The following is an 18,013-nucleotide window of genomic DNA, read 5'->3' on the forward strand; positions in this document are numbered from 1 at the left end:
AGCGCCGGGCCGCGCAGGCGCTTCCAAGTAACCCGCCGTCAGGGCGGAACCAATATTCGCCGTCACCAAAAAAACGGATATGTACCCAACCCCAACCCCAACCCCAACCCCAACCCCAGCCCCAACTCCAACATGACCGTCTAACCCGTCACACAGGCTGACGTTTCTGCAGCCAACTCAGAAATCCGCCTTTCTTGATCGGCGCGGGTTTGGCCAGCAACGCCAACCGACTGTTTTGCGTACGCACCGCTTGCAACTTGTTCAGCGCCCGACCCACTTCAACCCGTTGCTCCATGCACTGGCGAGTCAGGGACTTGTCTATCCGGTAAATGATGCACGACGTCAACGCAGTAAAGGTCGCCTGGGACGGCGTATCGGTGAGGATGCTTTGTTCGCCCATCACTTCGCTGGGGCCCATGCGTCCGGCTTCGGTTTGCCCGGTGCCATCGGGCACGGTGGCGCTGACCACACCCGTGGCGATCACCATCAGGCTGTCCGGTACGTCGCCCACTGCCAACACCACCTGGCCTGCGGCGTACTGCTGCGGGACCATCGACTGAGCCATCTGATCACGCTCATCCTCGCTCAGGGAACGGAAGATTTTCACTTCATCAAGCAATGCCCGCGCGCGGGTCGTCGGCTCAATTACGCCATCGAGCTGCCGGGAAATACCCGCCGCTTCCAGGTGCCGATGGGCCAGGTCGAACAGTTGGTTGCGCACCTCGCTCTTTTTCCCAAGCTCGGCGATAAAGCCGCTGGCCACGTATATGGACATGGTTTCGCCGGCCTCTTTGAGCACCGCTTTGGGGGCCGGATTGAGCAGCAAGCTGCTGCTGCCCTGCAGTGTGCGCTCCAGTGCATCCAGCACCCGACGCGGGCGAATGTGGTTGGGCACCTGAATACTGATCGACACCCCGTGCATGTTGGCGGGACGACTCAGGTTGACGATTTTCGCTTTCGCTGCGACTGAGTTCGGCACCACCGCCGTGCTGCCGGCACTGGTCAGCAGGTGAGTCGCGCGCCAGTCGATGTCGAGCACTTTGCCTTCGACGCCATCGATCACGATCCAGTCATCGACCTGATACGGCTTGGTGGTGTTGAGTACGATCCCGGAAAACACGTCGCTCAAGGTGCTTTGCAGCGCCAGACCGACAACGATGGCCACCACCCCGGACGTCGCCAGTAACCCTTTGACCGGCAGTTCCAGCACATAACCAGCCGCCGCCACAATGGCCACCAGAAACACCAGCGCGCCGATGACATCTTGCAGCAATCGACCGCTGTGACCGATGCGACGCATCAGCACCAGGCCGATGACTTCGGTGAGCACCCGTGCCGCGTACAACCACCAGAGAATCCCCAGCGCCGTGGCGCCCAGTTGCACCACGCGATCCTCGGCAAACTGCGGCGCCAGTAACGGGCTGACGCCAGCGTTGATGACCAGCGCGCTGAACATCACGAACAGCGCCAGTCGCACACCGACCCGGGTAACGCGATGCTTGAACGGCGCGAGTTGCCAGAGCACCGCGTCGATCACCAGCAGCAGGGCGCTCCAGGACAGCAAATGAGCAAGGACGAAGGACATGGGGAAACTCCGTTTTCACAAGGCAGACGGGAAAAAGCCTGCACGAGGGCAGGCTTTTTGGCAGTGCTTAGTTCAGATGAGTCTTGAGTTCCAGTGCCGCCTGACGCACCGCCGCTTTCACTTCCGGAATCTGGCTCAGCGGATTGAGCAAGCCGAAGTCGTGAATCATGCCGTTGTAGCGCACCGCCGTGACCGGCACACCGGCGGCGTCGAGGTGGCGGGCATAGGCTTCGCCTTCGTCACGCAACACGTCGAACTCGGCGGTTTGCACCAGCGCGGCGGGCAGGCCTTTGAGCTGCTCGGCGCTGGCTCGCAACGGCGAGGCATGGATCTGCGCACGCTCAGCCTGGTCGGTGGTGTAGTTGTCCCAGAACCAATTCATCATGCCTTTGGTGAGGAAGTGGCCCTCGGCAAATTGCTGGTACGAGCCGCTGTCGAACTGCGCGTTGGTCACTGGCCACATCAACAGCTGGAAGCGTAGCGCCGGGGTTTTCTGTTCCTTGGCCATCAAGGCCACGACTGCCGCCATGTTGCCGCCGACGCTGTTGCCGGCCACGGCCAGGCGCTTGCCATCGACGCCGATGTCTTTGCCGTGTTCAGCCACCCAACGGGTCGCGGCGTAGGCCTGGTTGATTGCGGTCGGGTAGTGCGCTTCCGGCGACGGGGTGTAACCGACATACACCGCGACCGCGCCGGAGCCGACCACCAGGTCGTGGATCAGGCGCTGGTGAGTCGGGTAATCGCCCAACACCCAACCGCCACCGTGGAAGAACATGAACACCGGCAATTCGCCTTTGACCTTGGCCGGCCGCACGATTTTCAGGTTGATGGTTTGTCCATCGACCTTGATGGCGCGGTCGCTGACGTCCACACCCGACAGATCAACCTTCACCGAGTTTTGCGCACCGGTCAGAACCGCACGGGCATCGACAGGGCTCAGCTGTTCAAGCGGCTTGCCACCACCCGCCGCCAGGGCTTCGAGGAAAGCTTGGGTCGTGTGTTCGACACCCGGGCTGCCAGCGGCAAAAGCGTTGCCGATGGAGAGGGCGAGGAGGGAGGCAGTCAGGGTTTTTTTGACGATGTTCATGGGGTAAATCCTTTTTAAGTTTTTCGACGTTGAGTACCTAAGGGTCAGGTTGCTGCCGGCTCTGTCGTTCAGGCCTCAGCAACACCGTGGACACAGATTAATGGGGTGCCGAAAACGGAAAAAGCGGCTATAAAGTGTTTTACTGTCAACCAGGGCGCGACAATGAACCCGTTCGAAGATATGCGTATTTTTTGCCAGGTCATGGACTCCGGCAGTTTCACCTCGGCAGCGGATCAATTGGGGCTGTCCAAGCAGTTCGTCAGCCGCCGCTTGATGCAGCTTGAAGAGCGGTTGGGCGTGCGCTTGCTCAATCGTTCCACACGACGGCTGGACGTCACGCCACTGGGGCAGAGTTATTACGAGTCGGCCTTGCGCCTGCTTGGCGAAGTCGAGCAAGTGGAGCAGGGCATCGCCGGTCAGACCACCGAGCCACGCGGGACCATTCGCGTGAGCGCACCGTTGTCGTTTGCGCTGGCGCATCTGGGGTGTTTGTTGCCGGTGTTTTTGCAGCGCTATCGCGACGTCACCGTGGAGGTGGATTTGAGCGACCGCCCGGTGGATTTGCTCGGCGAGGGTTACGACCTGGCGCTGCGCATCGGCACCCTGGAAGACTCAACGCTGATTGCACGCCGCATCGCCGCGATCCAGCGCGTGTATTGCGCCAGCCCGGCTTACCTGACCGAGCGCGGCACGCCGCTCAAACCGGAAGACTTGCACAGCCATGATTGCCTGCCCTACGGCCACGGTCGTCAGGTGCAATGGCGTTTCGAAGGGCAGGGCAAGCCGCTGACGGTCAACGTGACGGGCAGGATGCGCGTCAACAACGGTGAACTGCTCAGGGATGCGGCGGTGGCCGGGATGGGGATCACGTACTTGCCGACGTTCATTGTCGGCGCGGCGCTGAAGGATGGCCGGCTGGTCCCGGTGCTGGACGAGTTTCGTCCGCCGCCACTGACGTTATCGGCGGTGTACCCGCAGCATCGCCAGAGTTCGCGACCGGTGCAGGCGCTGATCGAGTTTTTGCGCGAGCGGCTGGATCAGGCTGCGGGCGGGTTGTAGAGCCGAACACAATTCCATTGTGGGAGCGACGGTGCGACGATTCGACCTGCTCGCGATAGAGATCTGTCATCCAACATTGATGTTGTCTGACACTCCGCCATCGCGAGCAGGTCGAATCGTCGCACCGTCGCTCCCACAGGGATTTGTAGTGTTCCTCTGGTCAGTGGTTATCAGGTCCTTTTGTCATCGCCAGGTTCACCGGCACGATGAACACCGTGGTCATCACCGATCTCACCGGCGCGATGAACACCGTGGTCATCACCGATTTCACCGGCACGATGGACGCCGTGGTCATCGCCGATTTCACCGGCACGATGGACACCGTGGTCATCACCCATTTCCCCTGCGCGATGAGCGCCGTGATCGTCGCCGGCTTCGGAGTGAGCGCCGCTGCGCCCGGATGAGGCCGAGTCGCCGGAGTGTCCCGAGCCATGGTCGCTGCCGCTGTGACTGCCGCCGCTGCCACTGTTGCCGCCGCTGCCGCTTCCACCGTGACTGCCGCCATTGCCGCCGCCACCGCTTCCACCACTGCCGCCGCCACCGCCATTACCACCACCACCTCCACCGGATCCGCCGCCACCACCGCCTGAGCCGCCACCGCCACCACCAGAGCCGCCCCCACCACCGCCAGAGCCACCGCCGCCTCCGCCGCTACCACCCTCCTTGGCCTGAGCACTCGACATACCGGACAGGCTGTCCGGTATCAATACCGTAGACGCCGACAGAACTGCGCCAATAGCTACTGCAAGTAAAAGCTTGTTGATGTGCATGTCGTTCTCCGTCTTGTTGTTCAGGTTGGAACGTTGATGAACAATGCAACGTGCTGCTCGATTCATAGGGTGAACACCACAGCGCGCCGATTAATTCAGTTGCACCTTGGATGAGCGATGAACGGTACAACTCAACCCCGTTCCAGAGGGTCAGTGAATACTTGAGGCCAGCTCGAAAATCGGGATGTACATCAGGATAACGATGACCCCGATCAGCAGGCCGATGAAGGTCATGAGCAAGGGTTCGAACAGGCGTACGAACCATTCGATCCAGCGGCTGATTTCCTCGTCGTAGAAGTCGGCGCTGCGCTCCATCATCTGGCCAAGGTTGCCGGACTGTTCGCCCGCACGCAGCAGGCGCAGGGACACCGGGGTCACCAAGTGGTTGAGTTCCAGCGCGGTGGACAGCGATTGCCCCTCGCGTACCCGTTCGCAGGCCTGGTCCAGGCGTGCGCGGGAGGCGACGGTGAGCAGGCCGCGGACCATGCCCATGGCGGTGACGAGGGGGATGCCGCCTTGTAGCAGGATTCCCAGCGAGCGATAGAAGCGCGCCAGTTCGTACATGAAGATGCGCTGATGGACCGCCGGGAGTTTTTCGATCACCCGGTCCACGCCCCGACGAAACGCCGGTTGGCGTTGCAGAAAGACGAGGGCGACGATGATTGCCAGCAAGGCGCCGAAGAATTCCCCCTGGTGCGCGTGCAGGAACATCCCGCTGCTCATCAGCACTTGCGACAGCCACGGCAGGTTCGACCCCAGGCCTTCGAACACCAGACTGAAGCGCGGCACCACGTAGCCCATCAAAAACAGCACCACGCCACCGCCCACCACCAGCAACAGCAGCGGGTAGATCGACGCGCTGACGATTTTTTGCCGAACTTCGTCCATGCGCTGGCGATAGCTGACATAGCGGCCCAGGGCATCGCCCACGGCACCGGTCTTCTCGCTGGACTGCACCAGCGCCACATACAACGGAGGGAACACCGCCGACAACTGCGCCAAGGCCTGGGAGAACGATTTGCCTTCATAAAGCAGGCGCACCAGTTCGCTCAAGGTTTTGCGGGCCTGTGGCGCGGTTTCTTTCTCCGCCAGGCTTTCCAGCGCATCGATCAGCGGCAGGCCTGCGTTGAGCAGCGTGGTCAATTCCTGGCTGAACAACACCAGGTTGAAGGTCTCGCGCTTTTGCAGCCGCAACGCGCGCCAGTGTCGCTCGGCGTGCAGGCTGACCACCCGCAAGCCCTGGTCCTCGACGATGTGCCGGGCTTCACTGTGGCCGGGTGCCTCGACGGTCATCGAGACCACACCGGCCTTGCCCACGGCCTTGAGATGAAAGCGCATGGTCGCTTCTCCCGTCACTGCCAGCTGGTGATTTCGGCGTTTTCGCCTTCGCCGCCGGGTTGGCCGTCCTTGCCCATGGACAGCAAGTCGTACTCGCCGTTTTCACCGGGGCAGCGGTAGGTGTAGCTACGGCCCCACGGGTCCAGCGGCAATTTTTTCTGCAAGTAAGGCCCGGTCCAGTGGGTTTCATCGCTGGGCGCGGTGATCAGCGCCTGCAAACCCTGTTCGGTCGACGGGTAATGGCCAACCTCAAGGCGGTAAAGATCCAGGGCTTTGCCCAGGCCTTCGATTTGCGCCTTGGCCACCTTCACTTCGGAGCGGCCCAGCTGGGCGAAATACTTCGGCGCGACGATGCCGGCCAACAGCCCCAGTACCACCAGCACCACCAACAGTTCGAGCAGGGTGAACCCGCTTTGAGTACGCGGGGCGGAACGCAAACGCTGATTCATGATGACCTCACACAGTCGGCAGAAGGGTCGCCATGTAGGCCTATGCAATTGCCATGCTCACCCCCACCCATCCTTGTGCAAGCCCCGTATTACGGGGCTTTGCGCTTTCGGCACAGTGCTTGCGTATGGCTGGTTCACTACCGGCCATTGGGGCATTACCCCCATTTTTCGGGGCCGGGCAGGGGAGGAAAAATAATGAAAACACTCACCGCAGGACTGCTCGGCTGTTTGCTGCTGACCAGCGTCGCCCAGGCTGATGTGTTCGTTTCCGTGGATGCCAAGGGCAGCTACGTGCTGTCCAATGTTCACCGTCCCGGCCGTAAGTACGAGCGGGTTATTCATGAGCCGGAAAAAGCGCTGGTCAGCCTTGATCAACAGCCCCAGATGATTGCTCGGCAGCCCTATGCCGAACTGGTTTCGGCGGCCGCCACGGCCAATGAGTTGCCGGCGGCGTTGCTGCATGCAGTGATCCGCGAGGAGTCGCGCTACAACTCGGATGCGACATCGCCCAAAGGCGCCGGCGGGCTGATGCAGTTGATGCCTGAGACCGCCCGGGAGATGGGGGTCAAGAATGTCTACGACCCGAAAGCCAACATCCAGGGCGGCGCCAAATACCTCAAGCACCTGATGACACTTTTCGACAATGACATTGCCCTCGCCGTGGCGGCCTACAACGCCGGGCCGCAAGCGGTGCTCAGCCGTGGCGGAGTGATCCCGCCGTTCGCCGAAACCCAGCGTTACGTGCCCAGCGTCCTGCGCCAATACCGCCGCTTGCAAGGCCTGGCGGTGGACGCGCCGTTGTGATCGGCAGGCTTGGGGATGTTCCCCCAATGTTGGGGTAACAGGGACCGGGCCGAAAAGTGGGGAATAAATGGGGAATATCCCCCGAGTTATCAAGTCGTTGCGCTAACTAGCTGAAATATAACTAAATTATTTATGGCATGCGGTTTGCTCAAGGGGATTTGTCGAGATTTTCCCTGTGAGCACCCACAGCGAGGCCCGTGATCATGACCGGCATACCCCACGCTCATCACCTGCTTAACCTGCTGCTGTTTCTAGCGCCAATGTTTGGCATCGAGATGGCAGAAGCCGCCGCACGCTGCGAGCGTAATCTGGTGGCTAACATCGTGGCGCTCGACCAGCCTTTGATGTTCAACCGCCTCGGTGCGCAGAACGCCAATGGCATGATGTTCGCCCTGCGGCGTGACGTGGTCGACGACCGTAATATGTCCCTGGCCCAGGGCGGCGCGGCAGTGCCGGGCAAAGTCTCGCTGCGGCCCGACAAGCGTCCGCGTCCTTTGGTATTAAGGGTGGCCGCCGGTGACTGCCTGACCATCAACCTGCAAAACTTGCTGGCTTACCAGGCCAACCCCGGCGGCCACGAAAACGCCGATGGCGGGGTCGAGGGCGAAATCGAAGTCGGCAACGTCGACCACTTCAAGGTCGATGAGCAAGTCACCGACCGGCATGTCGGCTTCCAGGTCAACGGCATGCAAGCGGTCAACAGCATCGATGACATTGCCTCGTACACCGGGCGCAATGCCAATGCATTGATCGCTCCTGGTGGCACCCGTTCCTACACCTTGTACGCCGAGCGCGAAGGCGCATTCGCGGCCAGCAGCCGTGGCGCGACCTTCGGTGGTGAAGGCGATGCGGGCAACGTGGCCAACGGCCTGTTCGGCCAGGTGGTGGTGGTGCCGAAGGGCGGGCGCACCTACCGCAACACCGTTACCGAAGAAGAGATGCGCCTGGCCAGTGTCGGGCGCACGCCGGCCGGTCAGCCGATCGTCGATTACCAGGCGCGCTACCCGCAGCGCGAACCGTGGATCCGTGAAGGCAAGGCCGGCACGCCGATCATCAGCATGGTCGACGGCAATGAAATCATATCCAGCGAGAGCGACGCGATTGTGATGGGCAGCAATGCCGATGGCAGCTTCCCGCCATCGACCTATCCGCTGGAAGCCATCGGCAAACGCAACCCGGCGATCCCCAACCGCCTGGAGCCATTCCGAGATTTCGCTTCACAGTTCCAGGATGAAACCGCTGCCACCCAGGCATTCCCCGCTTACTGGGCGGACCCGGTCATGGCCCACGTGCTGGAGCCGACCCGCGATTCGTTCATGATCAACTACGGCTCCGGCGGCATGGGCGCCGAGGTCGTCGCCAACCGCTTGGGCGTGGGGCCGATGCACGATTGCCTGTCCTGCGCCTATGAAGAGTTCTTCCTCAGCTCGCACACCGTGGGCGACGTCGCGATGCTGGTGGACGTGCCGGCCAACGCCGGTCTGGAAGGCATTCGCCCCGGTGAAACACCGCGCGCCGATCAGGTCGGGGTCAAGGCGACCATGGCGCTGTATCCGTCCGAACCGTCCAACGTCAACCACAGCTACATCGGCGACTTCGTCAAATTCCGCAACACCCACAACGGTCACGAGCAGCACATTTTCCATCTGCACGGCCATCAATGGCTGTTCAACCCCAACGACGACAATTCCGACTATGTCGACGCCCAAGGCATCGGCCCGGGTGCCGGCTACACCTATGAAATCGCCAACGGCGGTTCAGGTAACCGCAACCGCGTTGCCGGCGATGCGATCTACCACTGCCACTTCTATCCGCATTTTGCCCAAGGCATGTGGAGCATGTGGCGGGTCCATGATGTCTTCGAGGAAGGCACCAAACTCGAAGTCTCGCAACAGAGCGTCGACGGTTTTCACAGCGAACCTTATGCCCTGCGCAGCGGGAAACCGGCCGCCGGCGCCCGGGCCTTGCCCGATGGTGAAATCGTTGCCGGTACGCCGATTCCTGCGGTCGTGCCGTTGCCGGGCAAGGCGATGGCGCCGATGCCAGGCAAAGTCGCGGTGGTGCCGAAAATCGGCGAAACCCTGGTCGCCGGTGGCGATGACGATGAAGCGGGTGACGACGGCGAACACCACGGTGGCAGCGGCGGCGCTCAGGCCATCGGTTCCCTGGCACTGGTGGATCGCAGTGAAGCCAACCGCAATGCCGACGGCAGCCTGAAAAACCCGGGCTATCCGTTCTGGATCGGCGGCATGGAAACGTCGGTTGGCCAACGCCCGCCAACCCCACCGCTGGACATGCTCGACTCTGCCAAGGCGCAAGCCCTGAAAAGCAGCGGCAATGCCTTGTGGGCCAACCTCGATCCGGCGCAGTCCGGTGGTTGGGACGGCGGCCTGGGACGTCATTCGCTGGGCGGATTTTCCTCCGGTGGCCAGGCGCACACCGTGACCACGTCCCTGGATTTCTCCAAGGAAGTGACCCGCGCCAAGCCGCTTTACGTGCCTGAAGAAGGCACCGAAGTCGAACAGGCGGCCATGGCGTTCCACGCCAAAAAGGAACACCCAAGCTTCGCCGTGCTGCCGGGCAACCAAGTGGTGGCGCGCAACTTCCGCACCAACGGTGCGTTGCCGATGGCCGGCGCGCCGTACTACGAACCGTGCATGGACGATCGGCAAAAACGCCTGACCAGCAGTGCCGGCATCGGCGAGTTCAATAGTGGCGAGCGAGTCGATGGCATGTCCTATAGCGGTTCCTCGACGTTCACCGCCGACCGGCCGCGCATCTACAAAGCCGCGAACATCCAGTTCGATGCGGTCTACAACAAGGTCGGTTACCACTTCCCGCAAGCGCGCATTCTGGCGCTGTGGGAAGACGCCTGGCCGGTGATCACCAAGCAGCGTCCACCAGAGCCGCTGGTGATGCGCATGAACACCTTCGACTGCGTGCAGTACCAGCAAACCAACCTGGTGCCAGCCGTCTATGAAATGGACGACTATCAAGTGCGCACACCGACCGACGTGATCGGTCAGCATATCCACCTGCCGAAATGGGACCTGACGGCCGCCGACGGTTCGGCCAACGGCTGGAACTACGAAGACGGCGTGCTTTCCCCAGGTGCCGTGCAAGAACGCATCCACGCCATTCGCGAGTTCAACCAGTGCCAGGGCACCGATCCCCGTGACGGCACCCCGGCCTGCCCGAACGCCAAGAGCCACCCGTACTTCGGCCAGTTTGGCCGCGCCGATTGGCTCGGCGCGCGCACCGCGATGCAACGCTGGTTTGTCGATCCGGTGGTGAACAGCAAAGGCGTCGACCGAGGCCTTGGGACCATTTTCACCCACGACCACCTCGGCCCATCGACTCACCAACAGATTGGCCTGTACGCCACCGTGCTGGCTGAACCGGCCGGTTCGACCTGGTTCCACGCCGAAACCGGCGAGCCGTTGTACAGCGGCGCACGGCAGGACGGCGGGCCGACGTCGTGGCAGGCGGTGGTGTCCACCGGGGACCTGGACGGTGACGGCAAGAACGACAGCTTCCGTGAGTTCTTCCTCGAATACAGCGACTTCCAGCACGCCTATGAAGCCGGTGTGTATGTTGGCGCCGGCCCTAACGGCGTGCCCAATGCGCAAGCCTTCCCGGCCACCGCGGACAGCTTCCGTTACGCGATCAATCCGCCGGTACGCAAAGAAGCCGAGACCTTGCTGGAACAAGTGATCGAGGCGCGCGGAGGACTGACGCCCGGTTGCCCAAGCCGGCCTTGCCCGCAAGCCATCTCGGTTGATGACCCCGGCATGTTCGTGGTCAATTACCGCAACGAACCGCTGGCCCTGCGGGTGTACGACCCGAACAAGGTCGGCCCGGACGGCAAGCGTGGCATGCAGGCCGACGGCCTGGGCGGTGACCTGGCGTACGCCATGCAAAGCCGCACCGACCGCGCGATCCCGGCGATGAACCTGGCGCCGAACCTGATTACCGCCGCCACCGGCCCAACCGGCGGCACCACGCTGTTCCCGCCGCACATCAACCGTGGCGGCGCGGAACCGGGTGACCCGTTCACCCCGATGCTGCGCACCTACACCGGTGACAACGTGCGGCTGCGGGTGCATGCCGGCGGTCACGAAGAAGAGCACAACGTGACCCTGCATGGCGTGAAGTGGCTGCAAAGCGGTTCCGGTTACGGCAACAGCTCCAACTCCGGCTGGCGCTCTTCGCAAATGATCGGGATTTCCGAGCAGATGGGCTTCATTGCGCCGGTCTCGATGATGTCCAGTGCTGCGGCGACCACGGGCGATTACCTGTACTCGATGGACGCTTCTCTGGAAGGCTACTGGAGCGGGATCTGGGGCGTGATGCGCAACTACACCGCGCAACGCAGCGACCTGTTCGCGCTGCCGAACAACCCGAAACCGGCGGGTGTGCGCAACACCGTGGCGTTTGACGGCGTCTGCCCACGGATCAGCGCTAACCCGAACGGCATCGGCACGCGGCCGACGGTGCAACGCAACTATGAAGTGGTTGCCGCGCTGGCCAATGACATCCTCGGCAATCCGTTGAACCTGTCCATGGGCGATCCGGCCGGCATCGGCCAACACGTCGGCGGGCCGTTGAATGCAGCAGGTGGCACCCTGGTGTACAACTCGCGAGCCGTGAACATTCCTCAGGTCACGGTCAGTGATCCCCAGGAGGGTACGACGTTTACCATCGGCGGGCAAAGCGGGCCGCTGCATGACCCGACCGCGATCCTGTATGTGCGCAAATCAGACCTCGATCCGGTCACCGGCAAGCTCAAACCCGGTGTGCCTGTCGAACCGCTGGTGCTGCGCGCGACGGCGGGTGACTGCATCAACATCACCCTGGAAAACCGCCTGCCCAGCGTGATGCCGGACCTGACCCAGACCGCGACGGTGATGGGCATGGTCAAGCGCGATCGGAACAATGGCGAGGGTTCGACCACCTTCAGCAATAACCTGATGCGGCCCTCCAGTACCGTGGGCCTGCATGCACAATTGCTGGCGTACGACATCACCAAATCCGACGGCACCAACGTTGGCACCAACCCGATCCAGACCGTTCCGCCACGGGTAGGCAACACCGGGGCGTACCCGAGCCGTACCTATCAGTACTACGCCGGGCACCTGGAGCGCGAAGGCAAACCGATCTCGCAACTGGGCCGCAACGTCGACAACATCAACGCCACGGCCGTGGAGTTCGGCGGGTTGAATTTCACCCCGGCGGACGTGATCAAGCAGCCGCAAAAAGGCCTGGGGGGGGCGATGAGCATCCTGCCGATCGGCGCCACCTGGGTCGATGATGCGCGCAAAGTCTCGGCGACTGTCACCGCGCCCGGGCAAACCACCTACCGCGATTTTGCGATGGTCTGGCAGAAGGCCTTGAACATGCGCTGGGCCAACGGTCGTCCGGTGGAAGGCATTGCCTCGGAGGCCGGTGTGCCGACGGATCCGCAGGACAACTCGAGCATGGCCATCAACTACAAGACCGAGCCGATGTGGTTCCGCTTTGGCCTGCCACCGGACGCGCCATTCGGCCACGCCGACGGCCATGGTTACGGTGACGTTCCCAACGCGCACATGGCCTTCAGCAACGCACTGGTGGGAGGCGATCCGCAAACGCCGGTGCTGTATGTGAAACCGGGGCAACCGTTCCGTACCCACATCCTGATGCCGACCGGTGGCAGCCGTGGTTCGACCTTCCAGCTCGATGGTCACGTCTGGTCGGTGAATCCGTTCCAGTCGGAGAAGAGCGACACCGGTGGTTATCCGATGGCCACCCCTGGCGTGGGGTCCGTGCGCTTCGGTTTCAACCCGATGTCGATGTACGTCGGCGCCCACGAAAGCATCCTGCCGGCGGCGCACTTCAGCTTCATGCACCCCAGCGCCGGTGGCAGCAACGCGATCCCGGGCGACTACCTGTTCCGCGACTACGGCGCGTACGGCAACACCGCAGGGCTTTGGGGATTGTTGCGGGTGACCAACGAGCCTGAACCAGCGCCGGCACCGTAAGACGAGTGAGCGACACGGTTTTTGTGGGAGCGAGCAGGCTCGCTCCTACAAGGGATGAGGCAGACACAGATCTGTGAGGGGAGCGTTGTATGAACAGGACTATCAGAATCACCGTTGGCGTACTGGTCGTTGCGGTGGCGCTCATCAGCTTGGGCGTATGGCGCACCGCGCCGCCAAGCATGCTGAGCGAGGTTGCCCTGCCGGACACCTGGAGCGCTCAGAACCTCTCCCGCGACGGTGTGTCGGTGGCGCTGGAGGTCAAGCCATTGGCCAAAGATGGCGTGTTGCGTGAAGGCGAGTTTGCCGACGTGCAGTTCCGGGTCACCGACAGTGCCTCGGGCCAGCCGTTGTCGGGGGTGAACCCCGGCGCCTGGCTCGATCCGGAAACCGTCGCCGCCGACCAGGCCCAGGGCCGTGAACAAAGCTGCAAGGCACGGGTTGGGGTGTTCCTCAAATCAAGCATCGGTGCACGGCCGATGCTCGACCTCAACAGCTACTTCCTGTTGGTGATGAACCGCGACGCCAGCGTTTCGGTGGTCGACCCCTCGGTCTCGGTGGGCGGCATCACCAGCACCCTGGCACGTATCGACATCAAGCAGCCACCGATGGATTGGGTCACCCCCAAGGACAACAAGCGGGTGTTCGTTTCCATGCCGACCGCCAACGAAGTTGCCGTGATCGACAGCGCGCAATTCAAGTTGCTCGACTCGGTCGCCGCCGGCAGCAACCCGGTGCGCGTGGCCTTGCAACCGGACGAGCGCCTGTTGTGGGTGGGCAACAATGCCAAAACTGTCGAGGAATCCGGCGTCACGGTGATCGACGCCCGCAGCCTCAAGCCGCTCAAACATCTGGCCACCGGGGCCGGGCACCATGAAATCGCCTTCAGCAAAGACAGCCGTTACGCCTTCGTCAGTAACCGCGACGACGGCACCCTGAGCATTATCGAGATTGCCAGCCTGACCCTGAGCAAGCAGCTCAAGACCGGTTCGCACCCGCTGTCGGTGGCGTACTCGCCGCTGTCCCAGGCGATTTATGTCGCCGATGGCAAGGATGGCACCGTCACCGTGGTCGACACCAGCAGCCTGGCCGTACGCCGTGTGATCAAGATGAAGCAGGGCCTGGGCCCGATGGGTTTCAGCGCCGACGGGCGTTTCGGCATCGTCCTTAACACTCTGGAAAACCAGGTGGCGGTGATCGATGCAGCCACCGATTCGCTGATCCATGAACTGGACGTGTCCGCCGAACCCTATCAAGTGGTGTTCACCAAGGCCTATGCCTATGTGCGCGGTCTGGCCTCGGCCAAAGTCACGATGATCAACCTGTCGTCACTCGGGGCCGGTCGCACGCCGATCAGCCAGGGTTTCGAAGCCGGGCCTCAGGCGCCACGGCTGGCCGGTGATTTGCCACTGGCTTCGAGCCTGGCGGTGTCGCGCGATGACAACGCGGTGTTCGTGGTCAACCCGGTGGACAACACCACCTATTTCTACGCCGAAGGCATGAACGCGCCGATGTCCGGTTACCCCAATCGCGGGCAAGTGGCGCGCGCGGCGATGGTCATCGACCGCAGCCTGCGCGAGGTCGAGCCTGGGCTGTACAGCGCGCGGATCAAACTGCCGGCAGCGGGGCGCTTTGACGTGGCGTTCCTGCTCAACCAGCCGAACATCATCCATTGCTTCACGGCGCTGGTGGAGCCGGACAAGAACCTTCAACAGCATGCAGGCGTGCCGAAAGTGGAGTTCATGCTCGACAAATCCACCGCCGCCCTCGGCAGTCCCTATGTCGTGCGCTTTCGCATCGTCGAAGGCAAACAGAAAGTGCAGCGCAGCGGGGTCAAGGACGTTCAGGTGCGCTATTTCCGCGCCCCGACGTCCCGGGCTCAGCAGGTCGCCGCGCTGGAAGTGGGCAACGGCATTTATGAAGCCCCGGTGAATCTCGACCAGAACGGCGCCTGGTACGTGCACGTGCGGGCGGCGTCCCTGGGCGCGAATTTCGATGACACGACCTTTGCCAGCGTTCGGGTGTTGCCCGGCGATGCCCACTGAAGAGGAAACCGACATGAAGCGATTCGCACACCGTGGACTGCTGACGTTTTGCCTGCTGGCCGCCGGTATCGGTCAAGCCCTGGCGCACTCGGCGGATGAGCATTCCGGGCATGACATGCCGGCCAAGAGCGCCACGTCGGAAAGCGCCCAGGTCAAATTCGCCGACGTCGCGCTGGTGGACCAGAACGGTAAAGCGGTGCGTCTTGAAAAGGATCTGGTGACCAACAAGATCGTGGTCATGAGCTTCATCTACACCAGCTGCACCACGGTGTGCCCGGTGGTGTCCTCGATCATGGGCAAGGTGCAGAAACAGCTCGGCGCGCGGGTCGGCGGTGAAGTGCAACTGGTGTCGATCAGCATCGACCCGCAGCGCGATGACGCCAAGCGCCTGAACGACTACGCACGCAACTTCCAGAACGGACCGGGCTGGAGCTGGCTGACGGGCAGCGCGCAATCGATCAACGAAACCCTCAAGGGCCTCGGCACCTTCAGCGGCGACTTCAAAAGCCACCAGCCATTGATCCTTGTCGGCGACGGCAACAGCCGCCACTGGACCCGCTATTACGGCTTCACCGATCCGACCGTGCTGACCCGCCAAGTCGAGAAGCTCAGCGGCCAGCGCAACGCCCACGCCAAACACACCGCCATAGCCATGGAGCAACTGCCATGAAAGCGCTCGCGTTGATCTTCCTTACCATGTGTTTTTGCGTGATCAGCTTCCTGGCGTTTTCTCATGAAGAACACGCAGAACCCGCGCCTGCTGTCGCCGCTGCACAACCGGCGACCGGCACCCATGATGCAAAAACCTGGTTCACCGACACCCCGTTGCAGGACCAGAACGGCAACACCCTGCGCTTCTACAGCGATGCGCTGCAAAACCGCGTGGTGCTGTTGAACGTGATGTTCACGAGTTGCACCGATGCCTGCCCACTGATCACCCGCAAGCTCAAGGAAGTGCGTGAGTTGCTGGGCGACAAGGCCGATGGCATCACCTTTATTTCCCTTACCAGTGATCCGCTGCAGGACAGGCCAGCGGTGCTCAAGGCTTACACCTTGAAGCAGGGCGTCGATGGTCCTCACTGGCTTTTTCTTACCGGCGACAAGGCACAAATGGACCTTGTACTGGGGCGCATCGGCCAGATCGTGCCGACCCCCGAGCAGCATTCAACGCAGTTGATCGTGGGTGACGTGGCCAACAAACGCTGGAGCAAGATCCGTCCCGATGCGCCGGCTGCCGCCATTGCCCAGCGCTTGCAGTTGCTGACAATGCCAGTCGCCGGTCGTTGAGTCCGGGCCATGAAAACGTCCCTCGTCCTCGGCCTGCTCCTCCTTGGCGGCATCAGCCTTGCCGCCCATGCGTTGCCGCTGAGCCCCAGCGAAAGCGCCGGTAAACGGCTGTACCGCGAAGGGGTGTCGGCGAGCGGTGAGCCGATCATGGCCAGGGTCGGTGCGGCGGATATGCTGCTGCCCGCCACCAGCCTGCCGTGCGCCAATTGTCATGGCGCCGACGGTCAGGGGCGGCCCGAGGGCGGGGTCAGGCCACCGGACATCAGTTGGTCGCGTCTTTCCAGCAGTTACGGTCAGCAACAGGTCAATGGCCGCGATTACCCGGCCTACACCGAGGGTACATTGGCCCGTGCCATCCAGGAGGGGCGTGACTCGGCCAACAATCGACTGGACCCGGCCATGCCGCGGTTCGTGCTGTCGATGAATGATCAGCGCAACCTCATGGCTTACCTCAAGCGTGTGGCCGATGACCGCGATCCCGGCCTGAGCGCCGACAGCTTGCACCTGGGTACCTTGTTGCCGCGCCAGGGGCCGTTGAGTGAAGAGGGCGCCACGGTGGCGGCGGTGCTCAGGGGATGCGTGGCACGGATCAATGAGGCGGGGGGGATTCATGGCCGGCAATTGCGCCTGACCATCCTCGACCCAGGGCCCGATCGTGCCAGTGCCGAGCAGGCGCTGGAGCGCTTGATCGGGCAGGAACAGGTGTTCGCCCTGATTGCGCCACTGGCGCCGGCGCTCGACACGGAACTGGTCGAGCGTCTGGAAAGCGCCGGGGTTCCACTGATCGGACCGCTCTCGCTGCAGGGCACGCCCCAGGCCAGTCGGCAGATTTTCGAACCGCTGCCGGGCTTGCGCGAGCAACTGTTCGCCCTGGCCGACTACGCCACCAGCAGTTTGCGCGTGCTGCAGGGGCCGACGCTGATCACCTACCCGGACGAGCCGAGCCAACGCCTGGCGGCGCAGACCCTCTATCAATACCTGCAAGACCACGCCTGGCAGCAAGTGCGGCTGCAACCCTACAACTCCGCGCAGGACGAACTGCCGCTGGGCTCGCGCTCGGTGTTCTACCTGGGCAGCAGCGGCGGTTTCAGTCAACTGGCCGAGCGCTTGCAGACGGCGGGGCAGGTGCCGTACTTGTTCGCGGCGTCGAATCAGGTCGCTGGAGATCTGTTTCAGGTGCCCCGTGATTTTTCCCGACGGGTGTTTCTGGCATATCCGTTCGTGCCCAGTGACTGGACGCTGGCCGGACGCCTGGCGTTGACGCAGTTGCGCGAACACCAGGGGCTCGGCGGTGAGCACGCGGTGCTGCAAGTCGGCGCCTACAGTTCGATGCTGCTGTTGAGTGAAGGCATGAAGCAGGCCGGGCGCGACGCCAGCCGCGAGAAGCTGATCAATGCCCTGGAAGGCTTGCACGATTTCGACACCGGGCTGACCCCGCTGATCAGCTTCGGACCGGGGCGCCGACTGGGCTTGAACGGTGCCCATATCGTCACCGTCGATTTGCCCGACCAGCGCTTTTATCTGGTGGCCCCTTACAAACCCATTGCCGCGACACCCTGATCGGAGGCCTGA

12 protein-coding genes are annotated in these 18,013 nt (G+C 62.6%); 7 read left to right on the top strand and 5 right to left on the bottom strand.

Annotated elements, in window-relative coordinates; translation table 11 throughout:
* Window positions 1-148 precede the first annotated feature (148 nt).
* Together ACM6I0_RS04120 and ACM6I0_RS04125 are read right to left on the bottom strand one after the other, a co-directional pair.
* Window positions 149-1,585, bottom strand: coding sequence for a mechanosensitive ion channel domain-containing protein (locus tag ACM6I0_RS04120; protein ID WP_414921530.1), 1,437 nt, complete (start codon window positions 1,583-1,585; stop codon window positions 149-151).
* 67 nt (window positions 1,586-1,652) lie between these two features.
* Window positions 1,653-2,672 carry an alpha/beta hydrolase gene (locus ACM6I0_RS04125; RefSeq protein ID WP_414921531.1) on the bottom strand — a complete coding sequence of 340 codons (1,020 nt, stop codon included), beginning with the start codon at window positions 2,670-2,672 and terminating at the stop codon, window positions 1,653-1,655.
* 162 nt (window positions 2,673-2,834) lie between these two features.
* Between ACM6I0_RS04125 and ACM6I0_RS04130 the strand changes: the two genes are divergently transcribed.
* Window positions 2,835-3,731: a LysR family transcriptional regulator gene (locus tag ACM6I0_RS04130; RefSeq protein WP_414921532.1), complete on the top strand. Its 897-nt coding sequence runs from the start codon at window positions 2,835-2,837 to the stop codon at window positions 3,729-3,731.
* 170 nt (window positions 3,732-3,901) lie between these two features.
* Here ACM6I0_RS04130 and ACM6I0_RS04135 read toward each other — a convergent pair whose 3' ends face one another.
* The 3 genes from ACM6I0_RS04135 to gspG all read right to left on the bottom strand — a co-directional run bounded on the left by ACM6I0_RS04135 (window position 3,902) and on the right by gspG (window position 6,288).
* Window positions 3,902-4,501 carry a hypothetical protein gene (locus ACM6I0_RS04135; protein ID WP_414921533.1) on the bottom strand — a complete coding sequence of 200 codons (600 nt, stop codon included), beginning with the start codon at window positions 4,499-4,501 and terminating at the stop codon, window positions 3,902-3,904.
* Window positions 4,502-4,651: 150 nt separating this feature from the next.
* Complete coding sequence (locus ACM6I0_RS04140) at window positions 4,652-5,839, bottom strand: type II secretion system F family protein (protein WP_285436648.1); 1,188 nt, start codon at window positions 5,837-5,839, stop codon at window positions 4,652-4,654.
* A 14-nt stretch (window positions 5,840-5,853) separates the two neighbouring features.
* On the bottom strand, window positions 5,854-6,288 hold the full coding sequence (gene gspG, locus ACM6I0_RS04145; RefSeq protein ID WP_285436650.1) for a type II secretion system major pseudopilin GspG: 435 nt from the start codon (window positions 6,286-6,288) through the stop codon (window positions 5,854-5,856).
* A gap of 195 nt (window positions 6,289-6,483) precedes the next feature.
* Between gspG and ACM6I0_RS04150 the strand changes: the two genes are divergently transcribed.
* The 6 genes from ACM6I0_RS04150 (at window position 6,484) to ACM6I0_RS04175 (ending at window position 18,001) form a co-directional block, all read left to right on the top strand.
* On the top strand, window positions 6,484-7,092 hold the full coding sequence (locus ACM6I0_RS04150) for a transglycosylase SLT domain-containing protein (RefSeq protein ID WP_285436652.1): 609 nt from the start codon (window positions 6,484-6,486) through the stop codon (window positions 7,090-7,092).
* A gap of 203 nt (window positions 7,093-7,295) precedes the next feature.
* The gene (gene mnxG / locus ACM6I0_RS04155) at window positions 7,296-13,112 is read left to right on the top strand and encodes a manganese-oxidizing multicopper oxidase MnxG (protein WP_414921534.1); all 5,817 of its coding nucleotides are present in this window, start codon (window positions 7,296-7,298) and stop codon (window positions 13,110-13,112) included.
* Between the two features lie 89 nt (window positions 13,113-13,201).
* Window positions 13,202-15,154 carry a YncE family protein gene (locus ACM6I0_RS04160; RefSeq protein ID WP_414921535.1) on the top strand — a complete coding sequence of 651 codons (1,953 nt, stop codon included), beginning with the start codon at window positions 13,202-13,204 and terminating at the stop codon, window positions 15,152-15,154.
* 13 nt (window positions 15,155-15,167) lie between these two features.
* On the top strand, window positions 15,168-15,824 hold the full coding sequence (locus ACM6I0_RS04165; protein WP_414921536.1) for an SCO family protein: 657 nt from the start codon (window positions 15,168-15,170) through the stop codon (window positions 15,822-15,824).
* Complete coding sequence (locus tag ACM6I0_RS04170) at window positions 15,821-16,441, top strand: SCO family protein (RefSeq protein WP_414921537.1); 621 nt, start codon at window positions 15,821-15,823, stop codon at window positions 16,439-16,441. Before ACM6I0_RS04165 ends, ACM6I0_RS04170 begins: the two co-directional genes overlap by 4 nt.
* Window positions 16,442-16,450: 9 nt before the next feature.
* Window positions 16,451-18,001, top strand: coding sequence for an ABC transporter substrate-binding protein (locus ACM6I0_RS04175; RefSeq protein WP_414921538.1), 1,551 nt, complete (start codon window positions 16,451-16,453; stop codon window positions 17,999-18,001).
* Window positions 18,002-18,013 lie beyond the last annotated feature (12 nt).

The sequence above is a fragment of the Pseudomonas sp. IT-P294 genome (assembly GCF_949767865.1).
In the GTDB taxonomy this organism is placed as follows: Bacteria; Pseudomonadota; Gammaproteobacteria; order Pseudomonadales; family Pseudomonadaceae; genus Aquipseudomonas.